23 protein-coding genes are annotated in these 23,798 nt (G+C 64.3%); all 23 read right to left on the bottom strand.

Features of this window, described 5'->3' with window-relative positions:
- Positions 1 to 46 precede the first annotated feature (46 nt).
- Positions 47 to 919, bottom strand: a complete 873-nt coding sequence (locus tag NCS58_RS33595) for an AraC family transcriptional regulator (protein ID WP_250478512.1) — start codon at positions 917 to 919, stop codon at positions 47 to 49.
- On the bottom strand, positions 870 to 1,598 hold the full coding sequence (locus tag NCS58_RS33590) for an NAD(P)H-dependent oxidoreductase (protein WP_061116991.1): 729 nt from the start codon (positions 1,596 to 1,598) through the stop codon (positions 870 to 872). Before NCS58_RS33590 ends, NCS58_RS33595 begins: the two co-directional genes overlap by 50 nt.
- On the bottom strand, positions 1,591 to 2,325 hold the full coding sequence (locus NCS58_RS33585; protein WP_061116990.1) for an enoyl-CoA hydratase-related protein: 735 nt from the start codon (positions 2,323 to 2,325) through the stop codon (positions 1,591 to 1,593). Before NCS58_RS33585 ends, NCS58_RS33590 begins: the two co-directional genes overlap by 8 nt.
- Positions 2,322 to 2,774, bottom strand: a complete 453-nt coding sequence (locus NCS58_RS33580) for a DUF2000 domain-containing protein (protein ID WP_061116989.1) — start codon at positions 2,772 to 2,774, stop codon at positions 2,322 to 2,324. Before NCS58_RS33580 ends, NCS58_RS33585 begins: the two co-directional genes overlap by 4 nt.
- Positions 2,775 to 3,098: 324 nt before the next feature.
- A complete protein-coding gene (locus tag NCS58_RS33575; protein WP_061116988.1) occupies positions 3,099 to 3,974 on the bottom strand; it encodes an MBL fold metallo-hydrolase in 876 nt (291 codons plus the stop codon).
- 19 nt (positions 3,975 to 3,993) lie between these two features.
- The gene (locus tag NCS58_RS33570; protein WP_061116987.1) at positions 3,994 to 5,355 is read right to left on the bottom strand and encodes an MFS transporter; all 1,362 of its coding nucleotides are present in this window, start codon (positions 5,353 to 5,355) and stop codon (positions 3,994 to 3,996) included.
- A gap of 28 nt (positions 5,356 to 5,383) precedes the next feature.
- Positions 5,384 to 6,400, bottom strand: a complete 1,017-nt coding sequence (locus tag NCS58_RS33565) for a succinylglutamate desuccinylase/aspartoacylase family protein (RefSeq protein ID WP_061116986.1) — start codon at positions 6,398 to 6,400, stop codon at positions 5,384 to 5,386.
- Positions 6,401 to 6,520: 120 nt separating this feature from the next.
- Complete coding sequence (locus NCS58_RS33560) at positions 6,521 to 7,396, bottom strand: LysR family transcriptional regulator (protein WP_061116985.1); 876 nt, start codon at positions 7,394 to 7,396, stop codon at positions 6,521 to 6,523.
- Between the two features lie 568 nt (positions 7,397 to 7,964).
- Positions 7,965 to 8,660: a GntR family transcriptional regulator gene (locus NCS58_RS33555; RefSeq protein WP_086960829.1), complete on the bottom strand. Its 696-nt coding sequence runs from the start codon at positions 8,658 to 8,660 to the stop codon at positions 7,965 to 7,967.
- Positions 8,661 to 8,718: 58 nt separating this feature from the next.
- The gene (hpxZ, locus tag NCS58_RS33550) at positions 8,719 to 9,117 is read right to left on the bottom strand and encodes an oxalurate catabolism protein HpxZ (RefSeq protein ID WP_061116983.1); all 399 of its coding nucleotides are present in this window, start codon (positions 9,115 to 9,117) and stop codon (positions 8,719 to 8,721) included.
- The gene (locus NCS58_RS33545) at positions 9,117 to 9,776 is read right to left on the bottom strand and encodes a cysteine hydrolase family protein (protein WP_061116982.1); all 660 of its coding nucleotides are present in this window, start codon (positions 9,774 to 9,776) and stop codon (positions 9,117 to 9,119) included. The genes hpxZ and NCS58_RS33545 overlap by 1 nt, the downstream gene beginning before the upstream one ends.
- Positions 9,777 to 9,780: 4 nt before the next feature.
- Positions 9,781 to 10,779 (bottom strand): formamidase, encoded by a 999-nt coding sequence (locus NCS58_RS33540; RefSeq protein ID WP_061116981.1) that lies wholly within the window; start codon positions 10,777 to 10,779, stop codon positions 9,781 to 9,783.
- Between the two features lie 14 nt (positions 10,780 to 10,793).
- The gene (locus tag NCS58_RS33535; protein WP_061116980.1) at positions 10,794 to 12,389 is read right to left on the bottom strand and encodes an ABC transporter ATP-binding protein; all 1,596 of its coding nucleotides are present in this window, start codon (positions 12,387 to 12,389) and stop codon (positions 10,794 to 10,796) included.
- Between the two features lie 2 nt (positions 12,390 to 12,391).
- Complete coding sequence (locus NCS58_RS33530; RefSeq protein ID WP_061116979.1) at positions 12,392 to 13,084, bottom strand: cysteine hydrolase family protein; 693 nt, start codon at positions 13,082 to 13,084, stop codon at positions 12,392 to 12,394.
- A 25-nt stretch (positions 13,085 to 13,109) separates the two neighbouring features.
- A complete protein-coding gene (locus tag NCS58_RS33525) occupies positions 13,110 to 14,036 on the bottom strand; it encodes an ABC transporter permease (protein ID WP_061116978.1) in 927 nt (308 codons plus the stop codon).
- Positions 14,029 to 15,144: an ABC transporter permease gene (locus NCS58_RS33520; protein WP_061116977.1), complete on the bottom strand. Its 1,116-nt coding sequence runs from the start codon at positions 15,142 to 15,144 to the stop codon at positions 14,029 to 14,031. Before NCS58_RS33520 ends, NCS58_RS33525 begins: the two co-directional genes overlap by 8 nt.
- 22 nt (positions 15,145 to 15,166) lie before the next feature.
- Positions 15,167 to 16,264 (bottom strand): BMP family ABC transporter substrate-binding protein, encoded by a 1,098-nt coding sequence (locus NCS58_RS33515; protein ID WP_061116976.1) that lies wholly within the window; start codon positions 16,262 to 16,264, stop codon positions 15,167 to 15,169.
- Entirely contained in the window at positions 16,261 to 18,093 is a 1,833-nt protein-coding gene (gene atzF / locus NCS58_RS33510; RefSeq protein WP_086960827.1) for an allophanate hydrolase, read from the bottom strand. The genes NCS58_RS33515 and atzF overlap by 4 nt, the downstream gene beginning before the upstream one ends.
- Positions 18,094 to 18,362: 269 nt before the next feature.
- Complete coding sequence (locus NCS58_RS33505; protein WP_061116975.1) at positions 18,363 to 19,382, bottom strand: ABC transporter substrate-binding protein; 1,020 nt, start codon at positions 19,380 to 19,382, stop codon at positions 18,363 to 18,365.
- A gap of 24 nt (positions 19,383 to 19,406) precedes the next feature.
- Entirely contained in the window at positions 19,407 to 20,315 is a 909-nt protein-coding gene (locus NCS58_RS33500) for an SMP-30/gluconolactonase/LRE family protein (protein ID WP_061117256.1), read from the bottom strand.
- A 49-nt stretch (positions 20,316 to 20,364) separates the two neighbouring features.
- Entirely contained in the window at positions 20,365 to 21,351 is a 987-nt protein-coding gene (locus NCS58_RS33495) for an ABC transporter permease (RefSeq protein WP_061116974.1), read from the bottom strand.
- A complete protein-coding gene (locus NCS58_RS33490; RefSeq protein WP_061116973.1) occupies positions 21,348 to 22,298 on the bottom strand; it encodes an ABC transporter permease in 951 nt (316 codons plus the stop codon). The genes NCS58_RS33495 and NCS58_RS33490 overlap by 4 nt, the downstream gene beginning before the upstream one ends.
- Complete coding sequence (locus tag NCS58_RS33485; protein ID WP_061116972.1) at positions 22,295 to 23,776, bottom strand: sugar ABC transporter ATP-binding protein; 1,482 nt, start codon at positions 23,774 to 23,776, stop codon at positions 22,295 to 22,297. Before NCS58_RS33485 ends, NCS58_RS33490 begins: the two co-directional genes overlap by 4 nt.
- Between the last annotated feature and the right edge of the window lie 22 nt (positions 23,777 to 23,798).

Here is a 23,798-nt window from a genome sequence, read left to right as displayed (position 1 = left end):
ATCTCGACTACCCCGCTTTCGCCTGAACCGACGTTCACCGAGCCGTTCAAAGGAATGCAGCCTGATAGACCTTCGGTGTCACGCCAGTTTGTTGCTTGAACACGCGCGTAAAGTGCGACTGGTCCGCGAAGCCTGTTCGCGCGCCAACCTCCGAAAGGGATATGCCTTGACGAAGCATCGGCATCGCATTGCGTACGCGCGTCTGCTGCTGAAAGGCATGCGGACTCAGTCCCGTCTCGCGGACAAAGGCGCGCAGCAGGACAAAGGGCGTGACGTCGAACTCCGACGCGAGCGTCGACAAGGTCAACCTCGCATCCAAGTCCTGGCGCAGCCGGCGCTTTACCGTGCGCACGAGAGCCGGCTCGCTGCGCACGGCGGGCAAGCGCGCCGAGCGGCCCGCGTGCAGACCACATAACCCAATGACCGCGCAAGCCAGCGCTTCACTGCGCTTGAAGGGGTCGTCGTCCACCTCGGAACACCAGTTTATGCCGTAGAGATTGCGTGACAGTTGAGCGTCGATGATGAACGGGCTCGCGACGTCGAACCGGTCGCGCCGAGGAATGCCGAGCCGGTCACAGTAGGCGGCCAGCGCCGCGGGTTGCACATGTTCGACGCGCATTTTCCACTGGCCGTCTCCTGCCGCGGCGCCGGAATGCACGACATCGGCATCGATGACGATCACGTCGCCGGGGCGGCATATGCGACGCTGGTCCCGCACCTCGACCGCCAAAGCCCCGCCGGTGATCACCGCGAGGCAGTGCGTGTCGTGCGCGTGCGGAGGATACCGGTGGCCGACGAACCGGCCCTTGAGCATGACGGCGTCCATGACGTCTGGCGCGCGCCAGAGCTTGACCGAATGCGTCGGCGCTTTAGCTTTCATGATCGGACGAATCGCGAAGTGGCCGGAACACGTCATCATAGTCCTCGAGCCGCGGCATCGGGATACGCGGTTGCTCGTCGAGTCGATCGATAAAGTCGCGCCAGCGGGCCATCGTGGCCGACCGCTGCTCGTCGGTGCAGTACGGAACGTGCCACGCAAAGAACGGCTCGAGCACCTCGAAGCCCACATATCCCAACGTACCTTGCAGCAGATGGCGCAACATGCCGCCCGCAAGTTCGCCGTGGATACCCTGCTCACCGAACATGTGCTCCCGGCCGCCCAGCGTCACGCCGACCACCGCGCGCTTGCCGACCATGCCACCACGGCCATAAATGCGCTTTCCGCCGTACAGCGCGCCCGACAGGAAACAGCGGTCGATCCATCCCTTGATCAGCGCAGGCACCGAAAACCAGTAGAGGGGAAACACCAGCATGAGCGTATCGCTCGCGAGAAGCGCGTCGACCTCGCGCCGGACGCCGGACGCAAGCGTGTCGTGCACAAGCGCGTGGCGCTGCTCCAATGAATAGACAAGGTAGTCGACGTTTGCACGTTCGGCGAACTCGCTGGCACGAGCCACCGGGTCGAAGTCTAGTGCGTACAGGTCCGAAAAACTCACGTCGTCGCCACGCAACTCCATCAGGCGTCGGGCCTCGTGGGCCATTGCCGTGCAGAAGGAGCGCGGTTCCGGGTGGGCATGGACGACGTGAACTTTAGCCATGAGCGGTCGATGTCGAGGTGAGCGCCGGGATGAAGGTGTTCAGATGAGCGAGCTCGTTTTCGATTGCCTCTCGCGTCGACGAAGTGGCGCCCTCCAACAACAAGCGTCGCGTGGCCTGCAGCGCGCCCGGCGGTTTGGCGGCGAGGCACATGGCGTATTCGTTAGCCGCGTCGCGCACATTCGCGTCGGGTACGAGGCGCGAGACGAATCCATGCAGAAGGGCTTCGTCCGCGGCAATCGCGCGGCCGCTCAACAGCCAGTCGCGCGCCGTCAGATCGCCCACGCGGCGGGCCAGCAATGCCGTTGCGCCCGCTTCGGGAACGATGCCGAGATCGGCAAACGAAAAGCGGAACATCGCGCTCTCGCCGGCGACTACCCAGTCGGCGTGAAGTAGCATCGTGGCGCCGAATCCCACGGCCGGGCCATTGACCGCCGCCAGCAGCGGTTTCGTTTGCTCCGAAAACGCGCGGATGCAGCGTCTGACCACGCCGTCGGCGGGCTGTGGCCAGAGCGTTTTGAACGCGGCAGTGTCGTGGCCCGCGCAGAAGCTATCGGCGGTTCCGTGCAGCAGGACGCAATGCACGCGCATGTCGGACTGCGTCTGCTGCAGAGCATCGGCCAGTGCGGCGAACATCGCGGCATCGAGCGCGTTGCGCTTCTCAGGGCGGTCGATTCCGATGGACCCGATCCGTCCATCGAGTTGTGTCGTTATATTCGCTTTCATCATGCGAACAGCGAGAAACCACCGACGAGTTTGCCGATCCGGTTCTTCGAGCCGACCAGACCGATCGCCAGATATTGAAGCGATTCTTCGGGATGAGCCAGGACGGCATCGAGAAACGCGTTGTAGTCCGTGGTTGCCTGTCCTTGCACGGGAAAGCCCACGACGTCGCAATGCGCCAGCGACCGTTGACGCAATTCGCTCAATTGAAGCGATGTGGCCCTGAGCACCGGAATGCCGATAGGAATGAGTCCCGGATGTACCGCGCCATCGCGCCCGCGCAATGGCGCCCCGACGAGACGGCTGTGACGCTGGCCCAGCGTAAACGCCACGACTGCGGCTGCGTTGGACGCTTTCCCCGGCGGCAGCAATTCGTCCACGACGATGACACAACGCTCCGGCTTTTGCGTGGCTTCCGGTTCGTTGGACGTGCGAGTCTCGGTTTGCGAAAACACTGCCTCTCTCCAAAAAATAGTGATGGAGACAATGCTATGAGTTCCATTTCCAAAAGTATTGGACGATTTTGCAGCGGGTCGATGTAAGGCAATCGGACTGCACCGAAGCGCAACATCGAAACAAACGGCCTCGACAGTCGCTTGAGCCAGGCTTGCCACCTTGTCCTTCCTCGGCCTGGCAAGCGTCCTGGCCTATTCGGGCATCGGGCAATGCCCTGGTCCGCCTCGCTTGGCCGCAGTCGACCCTAACAGCCCTTGGCGTTTGCAAACATCGATGTCGACAGACCGGACCATTTCGGACATCGGTCACATTCTTTGCCTCATTCACGCATAGCGCCATTCGAAGCCTTCCGCGGTTCGCGTGACGGTTCCCGCCGACGTCTCGGCGAAATGCGCGGCGAATATCGTCGCGCCCGTATCCGCTGCATGCGCGAGCAGACGCGCTCGCGATGCACGCGCCTGCTGCTGGTCGAGACAGAACATCGAATTCCATTCCGGTCGATGCACCTGCACGGCGCTGTGCATCACGTCGCCGGAAAAGAGCGCCGTTTCGCCGCGCGAGCAGATTTCGATCGCCATGTGCCCGATGCTGTGGCCGAAGGTCGGCATGAAGCGGATGCCGTCGAGAATCTCTTCGCCCTCGTCCGGTACGACGCGCGCCTGACCCGATTCGATCACCGGCAGCACGCTGTCCTCGAACACCATACGACGCGATTCGCCTTCCGGCATGAAAAAGGAATCGCGTTCGCGCTCGCCGAAGACGTACGTCGCGTTCGGGAACACGAGCGCCCAGCGGCCATCTTGCCAATGCGTATTCCAGCCGACGTGATCGACATGCAAATGCGTGAGCAGCACGTAATCGATCTTCTCCCGCGCGAAGCCCGCTGATTCGAGCCGTTTCATCACGGGGTTATCGAGCTTGTCGAATAGCGCGCTGAATGGCCGCGACTTGCCGTTGCCGATTCCCGTATCGACGACGAGCGTCATGCCGTCGATTTCGACCAACCAGAGATGGGTCTTCAACTGCACGCGCGCATTGGCGAGGTCGAGCGTGTCGGTGGCGAAGCGCTCGCCGAGCGCTCGCCCGTCCTCGGCCGTCCACGCGGGAAACAGCCGGTCCGGTGCGAGCGCGAAGCACGTTTCATCGACGCGCGTGATGGTCGCCGCGCCGACATGATGCACTTGAGATGCGGATGTCATGGCGTCCGTTCTCCTGGTTTCAATGTGAGTTCGCAGCGCTCACCCGGCGAGTCGCCAATGCGTACAGAATCACGCTGATGAATGCCGAGGCGCCGCCGACGATCGCAAGCGACATGCCGAGGCTGGCGCCGGTCGCTCCGAGCCGCTCGTTCAGATAGCCGACCGACAGCGGACCCACGCCGCCGCTAATCGCATTCGTCATGAACACGAGCAGAGCCAGCGAACGGCCCCGCATGCGGTTCGGCACGGCAATCTGCAGCGGCACGGGCGCGAGTCCCATCGCGATACTGGCAGTCAATGCGCTGATGCCATAGAGCACGATGGCAAGCTCGCTGCTGGCGACGAGCGGCATGGCGACGGCGGCGGGCATCAGCAACGCAACGGCGCACGCGGAGAAGCCGAGCACCTTGCGCAACGCGGTGTCGTCGGTGACGCGCGTCGAAAGCAGGCCCGCGCATGCAACCCCCAGCATGCCGCCGATCATGTACGCGGGCGCGGCCATCTGTCCGACGACTTTCGGTGCGAGCTGAAAATGCCGCATCAGCAAGGTCGGAAACCACGCGGCGTGCGAATAGAACAGCGTGATCAACGCAACGTAGGCCGCGAAGTAAGGCAGGCAGAAGCGATTGCGCACGAACAGTTCGGCGAGCACGTCGCGCAGCGAAGGCATCTCGTCGTGCCTGCGCGCGCGCTGCATGTCCGCCTCGCGTCTCGCCGGTTCGCGGACCGTGAACGCCACGAGCGCCGCCAAAAGCAGACCGGGCAAGCCGACCGCAACGAACACCGCTTGCCACGGCTCAAAGCCTCGCGCGAGGAGCCATGCGTTGCCATCGCCCGTCGCCGCCGCCGAGAGCAACATGCCGCCGCCAAACAGCGCAGCGCCGCCGCCGACATACGGCCCGAGCATGAAGACACTGCTCGCGCGCGCCACGCGGCGCGGCGGAAAGATGTCACTGAAAATCGACAGCGCGGCGGGACTCAGCGCGGCCTCGGCGACAGCCGTGCCCGCACGCGCAAGGAGCAGTTCCGTGAAATTGGTCGCGAAGCCGCACGCCGCCGTCGATATCGCCCAGATGGCGATGCACGCGGCGATCAGCTTGACGCGATTTCCCCGATCGACGAGGCGCGCGACGAACACACCCGCCGTTGCGTAGCACATCGTGAACGAAAACCCTTGCAGCAAGCCGATTTGCGTATCGGAGAGCGCAAGCGACTGCTTGATCGGCTGCACGAGAATGCTGACGACCTGGCGGTCCAGATAAGAAAACGCAAAGCAGACGAAGAACAGCAGCACGATATACACGGGATGGCGCACGCTGTCGTAGGGCGTGATGCGTGCGGCGTCGGCGACGGGCCGGCTCGAAACGGGGTGATCGCTCATATGCGGTCTCCGGGGTTGATGGACCGGCTCAATCGGCGTGGGTTTCGGAAGCGAGCAGCGCGATGCAGTCGCCTGGTTCGACGCGCGCGAAAGTCCGCATGCACATCACGATGCCGTCGCCACGGAACGCGATATCGAGCGGTGCTTGCCACGGGCGATGCGGATCGAACAGGCGTCCGGCCAGTTGACCTCCGCGCACCTGATCGCCAAGCTTGAACGCCGGTTCGAAGACACCGGCAAGCGGCGAGTACACGTAATGACGCGCGCCTTCGACTCGCAGGAAGCGCGTCTTGCGGGGTGCCGCGGTATCGGCGTCCGGGATCACGCCGAGCCGCTGCAACACGCGCTGCAAGCCGCTCTCGACAATCCCGAGATTCGCGGCATCGCAGCCGGCGTGTCCGCCGAATTCGCCGCACAGAAAGAGCTTGCCGTGACGTTCGGCAGCCGCTGCCATCGTGCGGTCCTCGCCGAGCAGGTCCATGATCATCGTGTTCGGCGCGCCGAATTCGCGCACGAGGTCCATGTACAGCGCGCGCCGTTCGCGTTCGGCGGGCGGCGATGCAAGCAGTGTCGGCGCATGATCGAACGATGCGCCGCCCGCATGCAGGTCTATCGCGACGTCGGCGCGCGGCAGCAGTTCGGTTTCCACGTAGTGCGCGATCATCTCCGTCGGCTGGCCGTTGCGCGCGCCGGGGAACACGCGGTTCAGGTTGCCGCGATCGATCGGCGACGTGCGCGTGCCGTTGATGAATGCGGGGAAGTTCAGCGCGGGAATCACGATCAGGCGGCCACGTATCGTCATGGACTGCATGCGCTGCATCAGCTTCATCAGCGCGACGGGGCCTTCGTACTCGTCACCGTGATTGCCGCCCGTCAGCAGGAGGGTCGGGCCCGCGCCCGCGCCGGCATTGAGCACGGCGAGCGGAATGGGGACGTGTCCGTATGCCGAGCGGTCGTGCGAATACGGCAGACGCAACGTGCCCGTCTGAAAGCCCGTGCGTTCGAAGTCGATATCGGTAGCGATGAGAGAAGCGGATGTGGACATGGCGCGATCGGTAAAGAGCTTGGGGTGTCTTTACTATCGGCGACGAAAAAGCGTGCGGCCAATGCCGTTTTCTGCGGCGGGCGATGCCTGCGAGGCATCACCCGCCGGGCCGTCGAGCCGCTAGGCCAGCAGTTCGACGAAACGCTTCAGCGCGGGATTGGCCTCCTGCGCGACGAAACAGAATTCGAGCGGCAAAGGCACGGAGAGATCGCGCAATTCGACAAAGCGCACCCGGGCGGGCGGCCGGTCGCGATTCGCGGCATTGACGATGGCCGCGCCCATTCCCGCCGATACCAGCGAGAGAATCGCCGTTTCCGTCGATGCTTCCTGGCGGATATCGAGCGTGAGCCCCCGTTCGGCGCACGCTGCAAGCAGGCGGTCGTAATACGCGGGATAGACGCGGCGCGGAAACGCGATGAACGGCTTGCCGGCGAGTTCTCGCGCATCGACGGCGCCCGCGCTGCCTTGCTGCCACGATTCCGGCACCGCCAGCACGACGTTCTGGTCGAGCACATGCACGCTCGCGATGCCTTCGGGCAGCGCGCCGAAGCGATAGGCAAAACCGCCGTCGAGCCGCCCCGCAGCCAATGCATCGAGCTGTTCGGGCGTGTTCATCGGCGTGAGTTCGAGTGCGACATCCGGCGCGGCCTGTTCGAAGGCGCTCAGCGCGCGCGAAACGATGCCGCTCCACGCAGCGTTTTCGACGAACCCGATACGCAGATGCCCTTGCACGCCGGATGCGATGCGGCGCGCGAGCCGGTTCGCGGCATCGACGCGCCCGAGAATGCCGCGCGCTTCCGAAAGATACGCCTCGCCCGCCGGCGTCAGCTTCAGGCCGCGCGGCGTTCGCTCGAACAGCGTTGCGCCGATGGCGTCTTCGAGATCCTGAACCTGCCGGGATATCGCCGGTTGCGTCACGTGCAGGTGCTCTGATGCGGCCCGCACGCTGCGCAACTCGGCGACAGCGATGAAATAGCGAAGATGCCGAAGCTCCATGTCCTTTCCTGCGCGATCGGAGTGTCCAGTTGCCAGCACTCACTGCAATGATCTTGACATGCTTCGGTGCCGGAGCAAAGGCTTCCATCGAAGGACAAGTGGTGCGCCAATGGTCATTCCCCGCTCAACGATAGGTGCAAAGCCGGACGACATCTCTTGGAGGTTCCCGAGCGTACAGGGTCCAGTTCGTCGCGTGCTTAAGCCTTCGTCGTTGGTTGGACCGGCACTCGCGCCACCGGAATGGGCACCGGCCGCTTAAGCTGATGATGTGCCGCACACAGCATGGCATCCAAACGATGCGTGGTTTCGACCTCACGACGCCGGAGGGCGGGCATTCGTAACGTTACGGCGGCCGTCTCATCTCCGCCCAGACCGGCACGGTCAGAAAACTTGTCTGGGTGGCTGGAACTGGCCGGTTGCCGAAGATCGCGATAATAGCGAGGACGTCAGCGTCGGCAATGGCAGGGACTTCGAACCGCCACACTGTGCTGAACTTCCAGCGGACCGCGACCTCGCTCGCGGCTACTCAGGCATCGAACGGATCTTCAAAGGCAGACGATGCCGCCCCTCACCCAACGAACGGCAACTTCCGATCGCGCGCCTCCGTCAACATCGACACGGTAATCTTGCGCACCTCCAGCTTGCTTTGAGTGATATGCGCGCGCAGCAGCATGGCCGCTTCGCCGTACTTGCCGCGATCGATGAAGCGCAGCATCTTCGCGTGCTCATCGTAGGTCGCGCTCGTGCGATGCGGCTTCAGGAAATCCAGCCGCCGCACAATCCGGATGCGCTCCGTTACTTCGTTATGCACGCGCAGCATCTCGCCATTGCCGCTCGCGCGCACGAGTCCGCGATGAAAGTCCTCGTCCATGCCGAACATCAAGACCGGATCGCTCTGCTGCGCATCGGGCGACACGCACCAGACCGATTTCAGGGCATCGATCTCCGGATGCGGCGGCGCGGTGCTCGCCAGTTTGTCGAGTGACGCGGTCTCCAGCACGATGCGCAAGTCATACAATTGATCGAGCTGCGCGAAGTTGATCTCGGATACCTTCCAGCCACGCCTGAACCCGACTTCGAGATAGCCTTCACGCAGCAAGCGAAACAGCGCGTCGCGCATCGGCGTACGGGACACCCCGTAGTATTGCGCGATGTCGGTCTCCGAGAAGCGATCGCCCGGAAACAGGCGAAAGCTGAAGATGTCTCGCTTTAACCGCTGATAAACCTGCTCGGCAAGCGGATTGGCGCTCTGAATGGCGCGCACGCCGCTGCTGTCCGTAAGTTTGGGCGAGTTGATTCGCTGTCTCCGGCTAATGCCTCTTTCAGGGCGTTTCGATCAGGCTCACATGCGCCGCGACGATGGTCCATCCCGCGAACGCATTCGATGCATCGCCGATGCGCGCCCATGTCTGCATCTGACGTCCAAGCAAAGGCGTCGCGTCGCTTTTGAACTCGGTGCTCACGCAGGCGTAGTCCGCGCCGAACGTCGTCACCACCGTTCGATGCAAACGCCGCGAACGCGGCACCGGCGCGCACGTCTCACGCCAGCGGCGGATTTCATCGCCGCCATGCTGCACTTCCGCGATGCCATATCGTACCGTTTCAGGCGCGTGCCAGAACAGCACGTTCATGGTTTCGACATCGTTATCCACGAGCGCCTTTTCATAGGCGATAAACGCGCGCTCGACTTCGGCCACCGTTTCGGGACGATTCACTTCCATCAATTCTCCACCAGGTCAGCGAGCGTAGCCGTCCATCCGACGATGCCGCCCTGCGAGCGAATCATCTCGATGGTCGCGGTCTTGAACGCCGGAATGTAGCTTGCCGTCGCGTCTTCGATCAGCACGCATTCGTAGCCGCGATCGTTCGCTTCGCGAATGCTCGTCTGCACGCAGACTTCGGTCGTGACGCCCGCGAACACGAGATGCGTGATGCCGCGTCGCGCGAGTTCCTCGTCGAGACGCGTCGCATAGAACGCGCCTTTGCCGGGCTTGTCGATGACGATCTCGCCTGCGATGGGCGCGACCGCGTCGACGATGGCGTTGCCCGGTTCTCCGCGCACGAGGATGCGACCCATCGGTCCCATATCGCCGATGCGCGCCCGCGGTGCGCCGCGCAGCCGCTTTGCATCGGGACAATCGGAGAGATCGGGCGCATGAGATTCGCGCGTATGCACGACGAGCCAGCCGCGATCGCGCGCATGGTCGAGCAGATGCGCGACAGTCGGCACGATCGACGCAAGCAGCGACACATCGTTGCCGAGCGCTTCGCCGAAGCCGCCCGGCTCGACGAAATCGCGCTGCATGTCGATCACGATCAGCGCCGTATGCGCCGCATCGAATGTGAAAGGCGATGGTTGAGCGCGCGTCAGAGTAAGCATCGCATCAGCCCTCGTATCGGCGTTCGGGTCTCGGAAAACCGCATGACGTCCCGTCCTTTACGACGACTTCGTGATCCCAGGGCAAACGATATTCGCCACGCACCATGTCCTGCATGAACGTGTACGGACAATCCTGCGCACCGCCCTTCACGGCCACATAACCACGATGCCCGAACTGATAGATGTTGTTCTCCACGCCCCAGTGAATGCGTGCTTCGCGCACGAGATCCGGGCGCATCTCACACGTGATGATTTCATCCGGGCGATGACTGCCTTCGACCATCACGGTGCCGTCGAAATCGCAGAACATGCCTTCGCCCATCGAGTCGAACGTGCCGTCGCTGCCGCACAGACACACGCTCGCGGTCTGCGCGAGGTTCTGGAATGCGTTCGATTGATTCGTGATCGTCCATGCATGGCGAATAGGCGCGGTGTAGCCCGCTGTACGCAAGATGATTTCCGCGCCCTTGTAAGCGGCCTCGCGCGCCATCTCCGGAAACATGCCGTCATGACAGATGATGAGCGACAGCTTCGCCCCCTTCGGCCCGATACACACCGGCACGCCGAGATTGCCCGGCTCCCACGGCTCGACCGGCACCCAGGGATGCAGCTTGCGATAGTAGAGCTGCACCTCGCCCCGATCGTCGATGATGATCCCGCTGTTATAGGGATTGCCGCCCGGATTGCGCTCCATGATGGAGAAACATCCCCAGATGCGATGCTCGATGCACGCCGCCTTGAACGCCGCCACTTCGGGCCCGTCGAGCGAACACATGATGGCATCGTTCGTATCCATCGAGAGCCCGTGCAGCATGTATTCGGGGAATACGACGAGATCCATCGACGGGTTATTGCGGCGTGCCTTGCCGATCAGTTCGACGATGCGCCCCGTCTGCGCGGCCAGTTGTTCCGGCGTGGCGACATCGGGATTCTGCAACTGCACGAGACCCACGACGATGCCTTGCGGCGACTTGTTCAATCCACCGAGACCGCTTGAACTCATTCTTCCTTGCTCCCTTATGCGTGAACGGCGAGCGGCTCAGATGTATCGGCCGCGGCGCTTTCGACATGACCCGCCATGTGTCTTCCCAACGCGACGCGATCCGCGCCGCTCGCAGCCGTCTCGTGCACCAGCCGCCCTTCCGCCATCACCGCGATGCGATCCGCCAGTTCCAGCAGTTCATCGAGGTCTTCGCTGACGAGCAGCACGGCAGCGCCCGCATCGCGCGCAGCGAGAATGCGCGCATGAATATCCGCGACCGATGCGAAATCGAGCCCGAAAACGGGGTTCGCGACGATCAGCACATTCACCGCTTGCCCCAGCTCGCGCGCAAGCACGGCGCGCTGCACATTGCCGCCCGACAGCGTGCCGATGGCGCGTGCCGGCACCGGCGGCTTGACGTTGAATTCGGCGATGAGACGTTCGGCGCGCTCGCGCATCGCGCGGCGATCGAGACGCCAGCCGTGGCGCTTCATCGGCGCGCGGTCGAAGTCGCGCAAGGCGAAGTTATCCTCGATGCTCATGTTCGCGACGCACGCGTTGCGCAGCGGTTCTTCGGGCAACGCAAACACGCGCAGCCGCGTCATCTCCTCACGCGTCGCGCGGTACGGCGCGCCATGCATACGCATCTCTCCGCCATGCACGCGGCGCTGGCCGACGAGCGCCTCGATCAGTTCCTTCTGTCCATTGCCCGATACGCCCGCGATGCCAAGTATCTCGCCCGACTTCACGCTCAGCGAAACGTCACGCACCGCCCGATGTCCACGATCGTCGATGACGTTGAGGCTCGAAAGCGCGAGACGTACCGGCGCATTCGCATCGAGCGGCTTGCGTTCGGGCCGCGTCTCAGCGAGCTCGGGATCGTCCTTCTTCGATGCTTCACCGCCCATCATCCACGCGGCCAGCCTGTCGCGGCTCGTCTGCGCGACCGCGCTCGTGCCGACGAGCTTGCCTTTGCGCAACACGGTGACATCGTCTGCGTAAGCCATCACTTCGCGGAACTTGTGCGTGATCATCAGCACCGTGAGTTCGCCGCGCGTGGCGAGCTCGCGCATCAGGCCGAGCACTTCGTCGGCTTCCTGCGGCGTGAGTACCGATGTGGGTTCATCGAGAATCAGGAAACGCTGCTGCAAATAGAGCTGTTTCAGGATTTCGAGCTTCTGCTTTTCTCCTGCGGCGAGAGCGGAAACGGGCGCATCGAGCGGCAGGCGAAAGGGCATGGAACGCATGAAGGCATCGAGCGCGGCGCCTTCCTTCGGCCAGTCGATCTTCCATGGCAATCGTCCGCGTGCGAGCAGCAAGTTCTCTTCGACCGACAAGCCCGCCGCCAGCGTGAAATGCTGATACACCATGCCGATGCCGAGCGCTTGCGCATCGCGCGGCGAGGCGATCTTCACCTGCCGCGTATCCGCGACGATCTCGCCGTCATCGAGCACGCCATAGCCGACAAGCCCTTTGACGAGCGTGCTCTTGCCCGCGCCGTTTTCGCCGAGCAGCGCATGCACGGTGCCCGCGCGCACCTTGAGCGTCACGTCGTCGAGCGCGGTGAACGCGCCGAAGCGCTTGGTCGCGCCGAGCACTTCCACGCTCATCGCTTTGGTCGGGGCGTTCATGGTCAGCGTCCCAAGGTTGCGAGCAAGGCCTTCGAATCCGATACCGTGCCGAACACGCCGCCCTGCATCAGCACCATGTTGAGCGCAGCGTCGTGATTGCCCTGATCGGTCGCGCCGCAGCAGTCCGCGAGGATGGTGCATTCGAAGCCGCGATCGTTCGCTTCGCGCATCGTCGTGTGGACGCAGACATCGGTCGTGATGCCCGTCAACACCAGATTCACGATGCCGCGCGTACGCAATACCATTTCGAGGTCCGTCGCGCAGAACGAGCCTTTGCCGGGCTTGTCGATGACGATCTCGCCTTCGATGGGCTTCAGTTCGTCGATGATCTCCCAGCCCGGTTCGCCGCGCACGAGTATCTTGCCGCAAGGCCCGTCGTCGCCGATGCCGACGCCGTTCGTTCCCGCACGGCGGCTTCTCCATCGCTTGTTGGCGGGCAAGTCCGACAGATCGGGCCGATGCCCTTCGCGTGTATGAATGATCGTGAAGCCTTGTTCGCGCATCAGCGTGAGCACGTTCCTGATCGGTTCGATCGGCGCGCGCGTCATCGACAGGTCATAGCCCATCTTGTCGACATAACCGCCGATGCCGCAGAAATCCGTCTGCATGTCGATAATGACGAGCGCGGTGTTGTCCGGCCGCAGATTGCCGTCGTAAGGCCACGGATAGGGACGTGCTTCGATGAAGCGGCTCATGTGTTTGGCTCCGTGAGAGTGGCGTTCAGCGCGTGAGACTGAGCTCGCCGGGCGCGCCCGCGAGCGTGCGGTCGGGACGGCAATTGATCATCATGATGACGAGCGTGAGCACGTAGGGCGCGGCGTTGAAGAGGTAGTAACCGCTCGTCACGCCGATGGCCTGCAACGCAGGGCCGAGCGCCCCCGCCGCGCCGAAGATCAGCGCGGCCCACAGGCACCGCAACGGCTGCCAGCGCGCGAAGATGACGAGCGCGACGGCCATCAGACCTTGTCCGCTCGACAGGCCTTCGTTCCAGCTTCCCGGATACACCAGCGACAGATACGCGCCGCCCACGCCCGCGAAGAATCCGCCGACCGTCGTCGCGAGAATGCGCACCCGCGTGATCGGATAACCCATCGCGCGGGCGCTTTCCGCGTTCTCGCCGACGAGACGCAAAGCCATGCCCCAGCGCGTATGACGCAAGCCCCATTGCAGCGCGAATGCCAGCGCCACGCCGATGATGAAGAGCGGATTGACATGCAGCGCGTTATGCAACTGCGGCGACGATGCCCATGAGCCGAAGTCGAGCGATGACAACATCGGCGCTTGCGGTTCGATGAACGGCTTGCCGAGATAGAACGCGAGGCCGGTGCCGACGAGCATCAGCGCAATGCCGAACGCGATGTCCGACACGCGCGGCAATGAGCACACGAGGCCGTGCAGACAGCCGAGCAGCAAGCCGGCGCAGCCGGCCGCGAGCACGCCGAGCCACGGCGAGCCGGAAAGATACGCGGCGGCGTAACCGGTCATCGCACCGGATACGAGAATGCCTTCGAGGCCGAGATTGACGCGCCCGCCCTTCTCCGTCAGACATTCGCCGATGCTCACGAACAGATACGGCGTGCTCACGCGAACGGCGCCCGCGAACAGCGACAGCAGCAGCACGGCGACGGGTGAATGTGCATCAAACATGAGTGCCCTCCAGTCGAACCGGCGAATGCGCGACCGACATCGCCTGCAGCCTGATGCGCCATGCCTCGAGGCGGCCGCCCATCGCTTCCCACGCGAGCAGATTGGCGAATAGCAGGCCTTGCAGGACGAGCGTGGTGGCATCGGGCAAACCCAGGCGGCGCTGCAAGAGCGAACCGCTTGCTTCGATACCGCCGACGAGCACCGCGCACAGAATGATCGACAACGGGTTCTGACGCGCCGCGAACGCGACGAGAATCCCCGCATACCCGTAACCGGCGAGCAGCGATGCGTTCGCGCTGCCCTGCACCGCCGCGACTTCGAACATGCCCGCGAGACCGGCCGCCGCGCCGCCCATCGCGCAGGCTGCGATCGCGAGTTTGTTCACCGGCAGGCCGACGAGTTTCGCCGCATGGTTGTTGCCGCCCGCGATGCGCATCGCGAAGCCTTTGGTGCTGTGGCGCACGAACACCCACGCCGCGACGCATGCGAGCGCGCCCCAGAACAAGCCCCAATGCACATCGAGGCCGGGCAACGAACCGACGGCGAACGCATCGGGAACGGGCGGCGTCGAAGGCTTGTTGAGACTGGCGGGATCGCGCAACGGACCTTCGACGAGATGCTTGAACAGCGCAATCGCGATATACGACATCAACAGGCTGCTGATGGTCTCGTTCACGCCGCGCAGTTGGCGCATCGCGCCGACCGCGCCGATCCACACGCCGCCCGCGATCATGCCGGCGAGCGCCATCAACGGAGCGGCGATGAACCACGGCATCGCGGCGGGCACGACCGTCGCCACGACCGCCGATGCCAGTCCGCCGAGCGCCAGCGCGCCTTCGCCGCCGATCACGATCAAGCCGACCTGCGCGGGCAACGCGACGCACAACGCGGTGAGCATCAGCGGCGCGGCGCGCAGCAACGTGCTCTGCCACGCGAACGACGAGCCGAATGCGCCCTGCCCGATCAGCACGAGCGCATCGCCGGCCGGCTGGCCCTGCACGAGCAGGAACAGCGAAAACAGCAGCAGCGTGCCGATGAGCGCGCACAACGTCGGCAAAGCGGGCAACGCGCCCAGCGCCACGCGCGGTAACAGAGGATAAGAACGCATGACCGCTCCGCGAAGGTTTGAATCAGATCTGCCCGACGACGCCCGCGACGAGATAGTTCATGCTTTCGAGCTTGATATCCGTCTGCGCGTAAGCCGTGCCCGATGCAATGGCGCTGCCGCCCTTGTTGTCCTTCATCGGGCCTTTGAAGATCACGTAGTCGCCCGCCGCCATTTTCGATTTGATAGCGTCCGCATTCGACTTCGCGTCGGCGGTGACCTTCGCGCCGTAGGGCGACATCTTCACGAAGCCTTCTCTCAGGCCGCCGCGCAGGATGTTCGGCTGCGGCTTCGCGGTTTGCGCGTCCGTGACGAGTTCCTTGAAGGGCGTCGCCCAGTCCCACTCCGCGCCCGTCAGATAACCCTTCGGCGCAAGCGCAGCCTGACTCGCGTGATAACCGCAACTCATCGCGCCGCGTTTCTCCGCCGTTTCGATGACGACCTTCGGGCCATCGACGTGACAGGTCAGCACGTCGCATCCCTGATCGACGAGACTGTTGGCCGCTTCGGCTTCCTTGACCGGCATCGACCAGTCGCCGGTGAAGATGACGTGCGTGGTGATCGAAGGATCCACCGATTGCGCGCCGAGCGTGAATGCGTTGATATTGCGCAGCACTTGCGGAATCGGCTTGGCGGCGACGAAGCCGAGCTTCTTGCTCTTGCTCGCGTGTCCCGCGACGACGCCGTTGAGATACTGACATTCATCGATATAGCCGAAGTAGCTCGCGATATTCGGCGGATTGCCCTGCTTCCACAAACCGCCGCAATGCGCGAAGCGGACCTTCGGGTACTTCGCGGCCATCTTGAGCACGTGCGGATCGAAGTAACCGAACGAGGTCGCGAAGATGAGCGTCGCGCCGTCCTGTTCGATCATCGCTTCCATCGTCTTTTGCACGGCGACGGTCTCGGGCACGTTCTCTTCCTCGACCACCTTCACGCCCGGCATCTTCTTGATGATCGCCGCGGCCTGCGCCTGCGCCTGGTTATAGCCGTAATCGCCCTTCGCGCCGACATAGATCACGCCGACGGTGAGATTGCTTGCGCCGAAGGCGAGGTCGAACGGCAGCGCGCTGCCGAGCGCGAGTGCGCCCGCGCCTTTGATGAACTGGCGGCGATTGGTCATGACGTAGCTTCCTGTTTGAGTTGATCGCTGGATGATGAGACGAGGCTGTGCCGGTACGCGCGCCAGCCGCCGAACGACGTGATGTCGCGTGCGCCGCTTTCAGGCGCGACGGCGGCGGGTTCGCAGATGAACCCTTTGACGATGCGGCCATCGGCGGTCGTGACCGTGCCGATGCCGAGCGGCGCGGGAATCGCCGCGACGAATGCGCCGAAGGTCCGCACGGGCATGTCCCATAACTCGATGGCGATCGAGGTGCCATCGTTTCGGGTACGCACAAGTCCGGGCTTCGGCGGCTGGGTATCGGCCAATGCGTAGAGCCGGTAATGCGGCGACGTCACCGTTTCCTCGATGAACCGCGCGCCCGCCTGCTTCATCTGCCATTCGAGCGGCATGTTGCGCAGATGTGCGCCGACGACGGCCAGCGTGACGCTCGGCTCCTGAAGCGGCAGCGGATCGATGTCTGCATCGATAAGCGCCTGAAACTTTGCACCGAGCACCGCGAGCCGCTGATCCGCGCCCGACGGGCCGATCAGCGTGATGCCCGCGGGCAGACCATCGGCGCGCGGCAGACCCGGCACGGCAAGCGCGCACAGATCGAGCAGATTGACGAAATTCGTGTAGATGCCGAGACGGCTGTTCACTTCGACCGGTTTCGCCTGCACCTCCGCGATGGTCGGATGCGTCGGCGTCGTGGGCACGATCAGGATGTCGATGTCGTCGAACAGCGCTTCCGCCTCGCGCTTGAGCAGCATGAGCTCGTATTGCGCGTCGTAGGCATCGGCGGCGGAAAAGGCATCCGCTTTGCCGATCACCTTCGCTACGGTCGGATCGATGTCGTCGTGATTTGTGACGAAGAACCCGCCCAGCGCCGCGCGGCGTTCCGCGACCCAGGGGCCGTCGTAGAGCAACGCCGCCGTGCGTTGCATGGGCGCGAAGGGAAACGTCGCGGGCGCGAGGTTCAGGCGATCGAGCGTCGCCGCGAACGCGTCGGCCGCCTGCGTATCGCCGAAAAATTCGAGCGTGTCCGGAATCGCGAGACGCGGCGCATCCGGCAGCAAACCGAGCGATGCGACACGGCGCGAATAACCGTCGAGCGGATCGAAAGCGGCCATCTGTTGTAGGACGAGCCAGGCATCGGCGACGTCGTGCGCGAAGATCGACAGCGTATCGAGGCTCCTGCATGCGGGCACGACGCCGCGCTTGCTGACCAGTCCCAACGACGGTTTCAATCCGACGATGCCGTTGAAGCCCGCCGGCACGCGGCCCGAACCGGCGGTATCGGTGCCGAGGGAAAACGCGACGATGCCCTGCGCCACCGACACCGCCGAACCGGAACTCGATCCGCCCGACACATATTCCGGATGGCTAACCTGTCGCACGGCGCCGTGCGGCGAACGGGTGCCGACGAGCCCGGTCGCGAACTGATCGAGATTCGTCTTGCCGATAAGTATCGCGCCCGCATCGATGAGACGCTGCACCGCGAACGCCGTTTCGGCGGGCGTGTAGGCGAAGGCGGGGCATGCGGCGGTCGTCGGCAAGCCCGCGATATCGATGTTGTCCTTTACCGCGAACGGCACGCCGAAGAGAGGCTTGCTCTTGAAGATCGCAGGCCCGGCTTCAGCGAGTTCGCGTGCAAGCGACGCCGCTGTCGCTTGCAGATCCGACGTGGGAACGACGAGCGTCCATGCTTCCGGCCGCGCGCTGGCGTCGATGCGCGCCAGCGTCGCGGCGACGATTCGCTGCGGATCGGTGTCGCCGCGCGCGTAGGCATCGAGAAGTGCGCGGATGGTGAGCGGCGCGTTGTCGTCGGTGACAGCAGTCGCTTTCATGAGTTCAATCTTGAATACAAGTTGAACGCATTAATGCACTGTCCGTGCCAGTGATAACTTCGGGTTTTGAAACAAGCACTTGGCGTTAGTGTCGCCGACCCGTGCCGCTCTGCCGTGATCCATTCGGGTTCAGCGGCAACCCACTCGTGGTGCGATGAATCCCGCTGACGGTGCACTCGGCCGTCGCGTCAGAAGACATCCGCGATCGTCAGGACGACGGCGCGATGTCGGGGCGGCTCGAGCAACCGCCCCCACCCTCCCGACTTTTCCTACTTCTTCCCATCCACCACCGCGACGACTTCCTCGCGCGTGTATTCCTTGTTCGCCAACGCACCCGCAGGCGTCCTGGCGAGCACCGCGTCGAGCTCTTCCGGCTTCACTTCCAAGACTGGCATACGAATGTCGTGCGGCACCTTCTTGCCGGCAAGAATCTGCTGCGTCACCCAGAATGCGAACGAGGACGCGCCCGGCGGGATCGTCACCGACATCGTCTCGTAACCGCTCTTCTTCTGATCGGCCCACCAGGCGAGCTCTTCCTGCCGGTTGCCGAGAATGATGATCGGCGTCGGCCGGCCCGCGGCCTTGAGCGCCTGCGCAGCGCCGAAGCCGTCGCCGCCTTGCGTGACCACGCCGTCGATCTTCGGCAAGGTCGGCAGGATGCCCGCGACCTGCTTTTGCGCGACCGTCTGCGTCCAGTCTCCATGCACCGAACCGACGATCTTCATCCCCGGATATTTCTTGAGCTCATCGACGATGCCCTGATGAATCTCATCGTCCACGGAGACGCCGGCGAGTCCGCGAATTTCCAGCAGATTGCCTTTACCGTTCAGCCGCTTCGCCAGGTAATCGACCTGCATCCGGCCCATGCCCTGAAAATCCACCGCAATGCGATACGCGCACGGCTCGGTCGCGATGCCATCGAACGATACGACCGTCACGCCCGCGCCGCACGCCTGCTTGATGACGCCGTTGAGCGCCGTGGGCGAAACGGCATCGACGGCGATGGCCTTGAAGCCTTGCAGGATGAGGTTTTGAATCTGCTGGACCTGCTCGGTCGCCTGGCTCTCCGCCGTCGTGAAGCTGGGCGCCGCCGCGACGACCTTCTGCTTGACGGCCGGATCGGCAACGTTGGCCCAGCTCTTGAGCATCTGCTGGCGCCAGCTATTGCCCGCGTAGTTGTTCGACAGCGCGATCTTCATCGACGCCGTGTCGCCCGTTGCGACCTGCGCCGACGCGCCCGCCGACGCGGTAGCCATGCACAGCGCCACGGCAAGTATTCTTGTCTTCATGCTCGTCTCCGGTTATTGATGTTTTCATCGCCCCGCGCCGCGCACGCCGACATGAAGCGAATAGATCGATGACGTCGCCGCGATGAACAGGCGATTGCGATTGATTCCGCCGAACGTCAGATTCGCGACGACCTCGGGTATCAGAATCTTGCCGAGCAGCGCGCCGTCGGGCGCGTAGCAGTGCACGCCGTCTTCCGCGCTCGTCCAGACATTGCCGTGCTCGTCGATCCGCATGCCGTCCGGCACGCCGCTTTGCATCTCGATGAACACTCGGCCGTTACGCAATACGCCTTCGCCCGATACATCGAACACGCGGATGTGGCGCGGCGCGTGGTCGTCATGGGAAGCGGCGGAATCCGCGATATAGAGCCGCGATTCGTCCGGCGAAAAGGCCAGGCCGTTGGGCTTCACGAAGTCGTCGCAGACGAGTTGCACGCGCGCGCCGTCGGGCGATACGCGATACACGTTGCATCGGCCGATCTCGCTCTCGGCGCGATAGCCTTCGTAGTCGCTCAGAATGCCGTAATCGGGGTCCGTGAACCAGATGTCGCCCTTCGAATCGACGACGACATCGTTCGGCGAGTTCAGCCGCTTGCCTTCGAAGTGCGAGGCAAGCACCGTCACACTGCCGTCGTGCTCGGTGCGCGTCACGCGCCGCGCGCCGTGCTCGCAGCTCACGAGCCGCCCTTCGCGGTCGCGCGTGTTGCCGTTGCTGTAGTTCGATGGCGCGCGAAATACGCCGACGCCCATCCCCGGCGCCCAGCGCAACATGCGGTTATTCGGTATGTCGCTCCAGACGAGCAGGTCCGTCGCCGGAAAATAGACCGGCCCTTCGGCCCAGAGGCATTCGTCCGTCAGGCGGGAAAGGAACGCGTTCGGCTGAAGCAGCAGCCTGAAACGCGGATCATGCACTTCGAAATCGCTGGGTTTCATGTCGCCTCGTCCTTGTGTCGTCCTCGTGTCGTCCTTGTGGATTGCCATGTCAGCGCGCCGGCTTTCCGCCAGCCGCGACCGTCACCGCGATGATGAGCACGCCGTAGACGATCGAGCGCACGCCCGCATCGGCGCCGACCGCGTTGAGCGCGGCGTTCGTGAGAAACAGGAACATCGAGGCGCCCCACACGCCGACGATCGTCGCCTTGCCGCCCGTGACCAGCGTGCCGCCGATCACGACCACGGCAATCGAGATCAGCATGTACTCGACGCCCATATCGAGCGACGCGCCGCCCGATGTCGCCGCGAGCAGAAGCGCCGTGAGCGCCGCGATCATCGACGAAAGCACGTAGGCGAGGCACCGCGTGCGATGCACATTCACGCCCGCAAGCCACGCCGCGCGCGGATTCTGTCCGATGGCCGAAAGCCTGCGCCCATACACGGCGCGATGAAGCAGCACGGCAAGCGCGACCGACAAGGCGAGCGCGACGAGCGCGATATACGGCACATACAAGAGCCGGCTCGTGGCGAACGCGCCGAGCGCGGGCGGCGGCGGCGGAAGCTGACGCCCCTGCGTGATGGCGATCGACTGAATGATGAAGCTCGACGATAGCGTCGCGATGATGGGCGGAATGCGCAGCAGCCGGATCAGCGTGTAGTTCGCGAGCCCGACCGCCACGCCCACGCCGAGCGCCGCCGCCACGCCGAGCGCGATCTGGCCGTTGAGCCCGCCCATCGCGTGCATGCCGACGACGCCCGCGAGCGCGATCGTCGATGGCACCGATAGGTCGATGTTGCCGACACCCGAGGTGATGACGAGCATTTGCCCGAGACCGACCAGCACCATGAACACGCCGTAGGTGAGGGCCGTCTGCGCGACATTGCTCGCGATGCCGAAGCCGAAGATGCCGACGATGCCGAACCACACGAGCACGGTGCCGACGAAGGACCACGCCCACGGCGCCTGAATGCCCTTGAGCCGCGCCCACGCGGTGTCGTTGTTGGCGAGCGCTTCGCCCGATGTCTGCGATTTCATTGCCGCTCCCCGCGTTGCAGCAGCACGCGCAACGACAGCACGACGATCAGGATCGCGCCCTGCATACCGACTTGCCAATCCGCCGAAATGTTGAGAAAGGCGAGGAACGACGCCGCGAGCGTGAGCGTGATCGCACCGAGCACCGCGCCGATGACCGATACGCGCCCGCCGACGAATTCGCCGCCGCCGAGTATGACCGCCGCAATCGAAAGCAGCGTGTAGCGCAGGGCGAGATTCGCGTCGGCGGACGTCGTGAGCCCGAGCAGCGAAAGGCCGGACAGCACGCCGAACACGCCCGCGATGCCATAGAGCGTCGCCTTGCTGCGCACGAGCGACCAGCCGAAGCGCCGCATCGCGCGCGGATTGCCGCCCGCGCCGCGGATGCGCACGCCAGCCGACGTGCGCATCAGCAGAATGTGTCCGACGATGGCGATCAGCACCGACCACACGATCGGCGCGGCGATGACCGGCGTCTGATAGCTCATCGCCGTGCCGAGCCAGCCGGGGCTCGTGCCGCCCGGCGAAGGCAGCAGCACGATCGCAAGCCCGCTCCACACGAAGGACAGCCCGAGCGTCACGACGATCGACGGAATCTGGCGCAGTTCGATCAGCGCGCCGACGGCGGCATACGCGAGCACACAGGCGGCGAGCGCGAGCGCGCCGAGCCACGGCTGCTTGACGAGCAGCGTCGCGCCGATGCACGCGACGAGACTCACGAACGGACCGATGGACAAGTCGAGATCGTTGACGGTGATGATCGCGAGCTGCGCGAGTGTGGCCAGCACGATCGGCACCGCGAGATTGAGCAGCAGGCTCGATCCGAAATAGCTCATCACCGTGGGTTGCATGACGAGAATCGGCACCAGCACCGCGACGAGCGAGATGGCGGGAAGCAGCGCGCGCAGACGCGCTTGCGTGTCCCGGAACGTGATGCGCGCGGATGTCATGCGGCCTGCTCCTCGAAACTTGCGGCGAGCAGCGCTTCTTCCGTGCATTCGTCGGCATGCAGCACGCGCGTCACCGCCGACGAGCGAAAAACATACGTGCGGTCGCAATGCGACAGCTCTTCGTTTTCCGTCGTGTACCAGATGAAGGTGCGGCCTTTCGCGGCTTCGTCGTGAACGAGCCGGTAGATGTCGCGTTTGGTGCCGACATCGACGCCGCGCGTCGGATCGTCCATGAGGATGAGCTGCGCGTCCGACGAAAGCGCGCGCGCGAACAGCACCTTCTGCTGGTTGCCGCCCGAAAGCGACAGGATGCCCGCGCTCATCGGCGCGCCGCGTATGCCGATCTTCGCGCGCCACGCTTCCACGAGCGCGCGCGCCGCCGCGAGATCGACGAGACCGTGCTTGCGTTTCGCGCCGCCGACGAGCCACCGCAAATCGAGATTCTGCGCGATGGACCACACCGGGAACACGCCGTCGCGCCCGCGATCGCCCGCCACGAACGCGGCTTTCATGCGCCCCGCGCCGTGGCCCGTCGCTGCCTCGTAGATGGCAAGCAGCGCTTCAGTCTGACCTTGCCCGGCGAGTCCCGCGAATCCGACGATCTCCCCGCGCGACGCCTCGATCGACGTATGTTTCCTCGCGCCGACGTGCCAGCGAAAAGGCTTTTCGTCGCGCTGTTCGTTGCGCATGCGCGCGGCGGCCGGCGTCTTCTCCGCTTCGAGATGCTGGCCCATCGCCTGAATGATCGACGCCCGGTTCGCCTCGCTGCCCGGCAGCACGCCGACGATGCCGCCGTCGCGCATCACCATGACGCGATCCGCGACGCGCTCGATTTCGCCGAGCATGTGCGTGATGAGCAGGCATGTGATGCCGCGCTGCGCCGCGCGCCGCACGAAGGCGAGCAGTTGATCGGCGGTATGGGCATCGAGGGAGGACGTCGGCTCGTCGAGGATCACGAGACGTACGGGCGCGTCCGTCACCGTGAACCCGCGCGCGATCTCGACCATCTGCTGTTGCGTGAGCGTCAGATCGGAGACGAGTTCGTTGCCCTTGAGCCCGTTACCCGGAAAAATTTCTTCGAGCTTCTCGCGCATGAGCGCCGTGGCCCTGCGCCGCCAGCCGCGTCCGCGCAAGCGCGGATGCACGATCGTCATGTTCTCCGCGACCGTCAGGTTTGCGCACAGTGAAAGCTCCTGAAATACGCAGCGCACGCCGGCTTCGCGCGCGGCGTTGGCGTCGTAGTGCGGTGCGTTCTGGCCGTCCACTTCGATGCGGCCCTGCGTCGGCGCATACACGCCCGCGAGCACGGCCATGAGCGTGGATTTGCCCGCGCCGTTGTGTCCCGCGATACCCACGCATTCGCCGCGCATGAATGCGAAGTCGATGTCCGCGAGCGCGCGCACCCGCCCGAAGGTCTTGCCGACGCCTTCGAAGCGAATCAGCGCGCGCTGTTCCTCTGTGCCGGGTGTTGCGCTCATTCACATGCCTCCATGCGTGGCG

Source organism: Caballeronia sp. INML3B, assembly GCF_023631305.1.
GTDB lineage: Bacteria > Pseudomonadota > Gammaproteobacteria > Burkholderiales > Burkholderiaceae > Caballeronia > Caballeronia turbans.
This window is presented reverse-complemented; position numbering and strand designations above follow the sequence as displayed.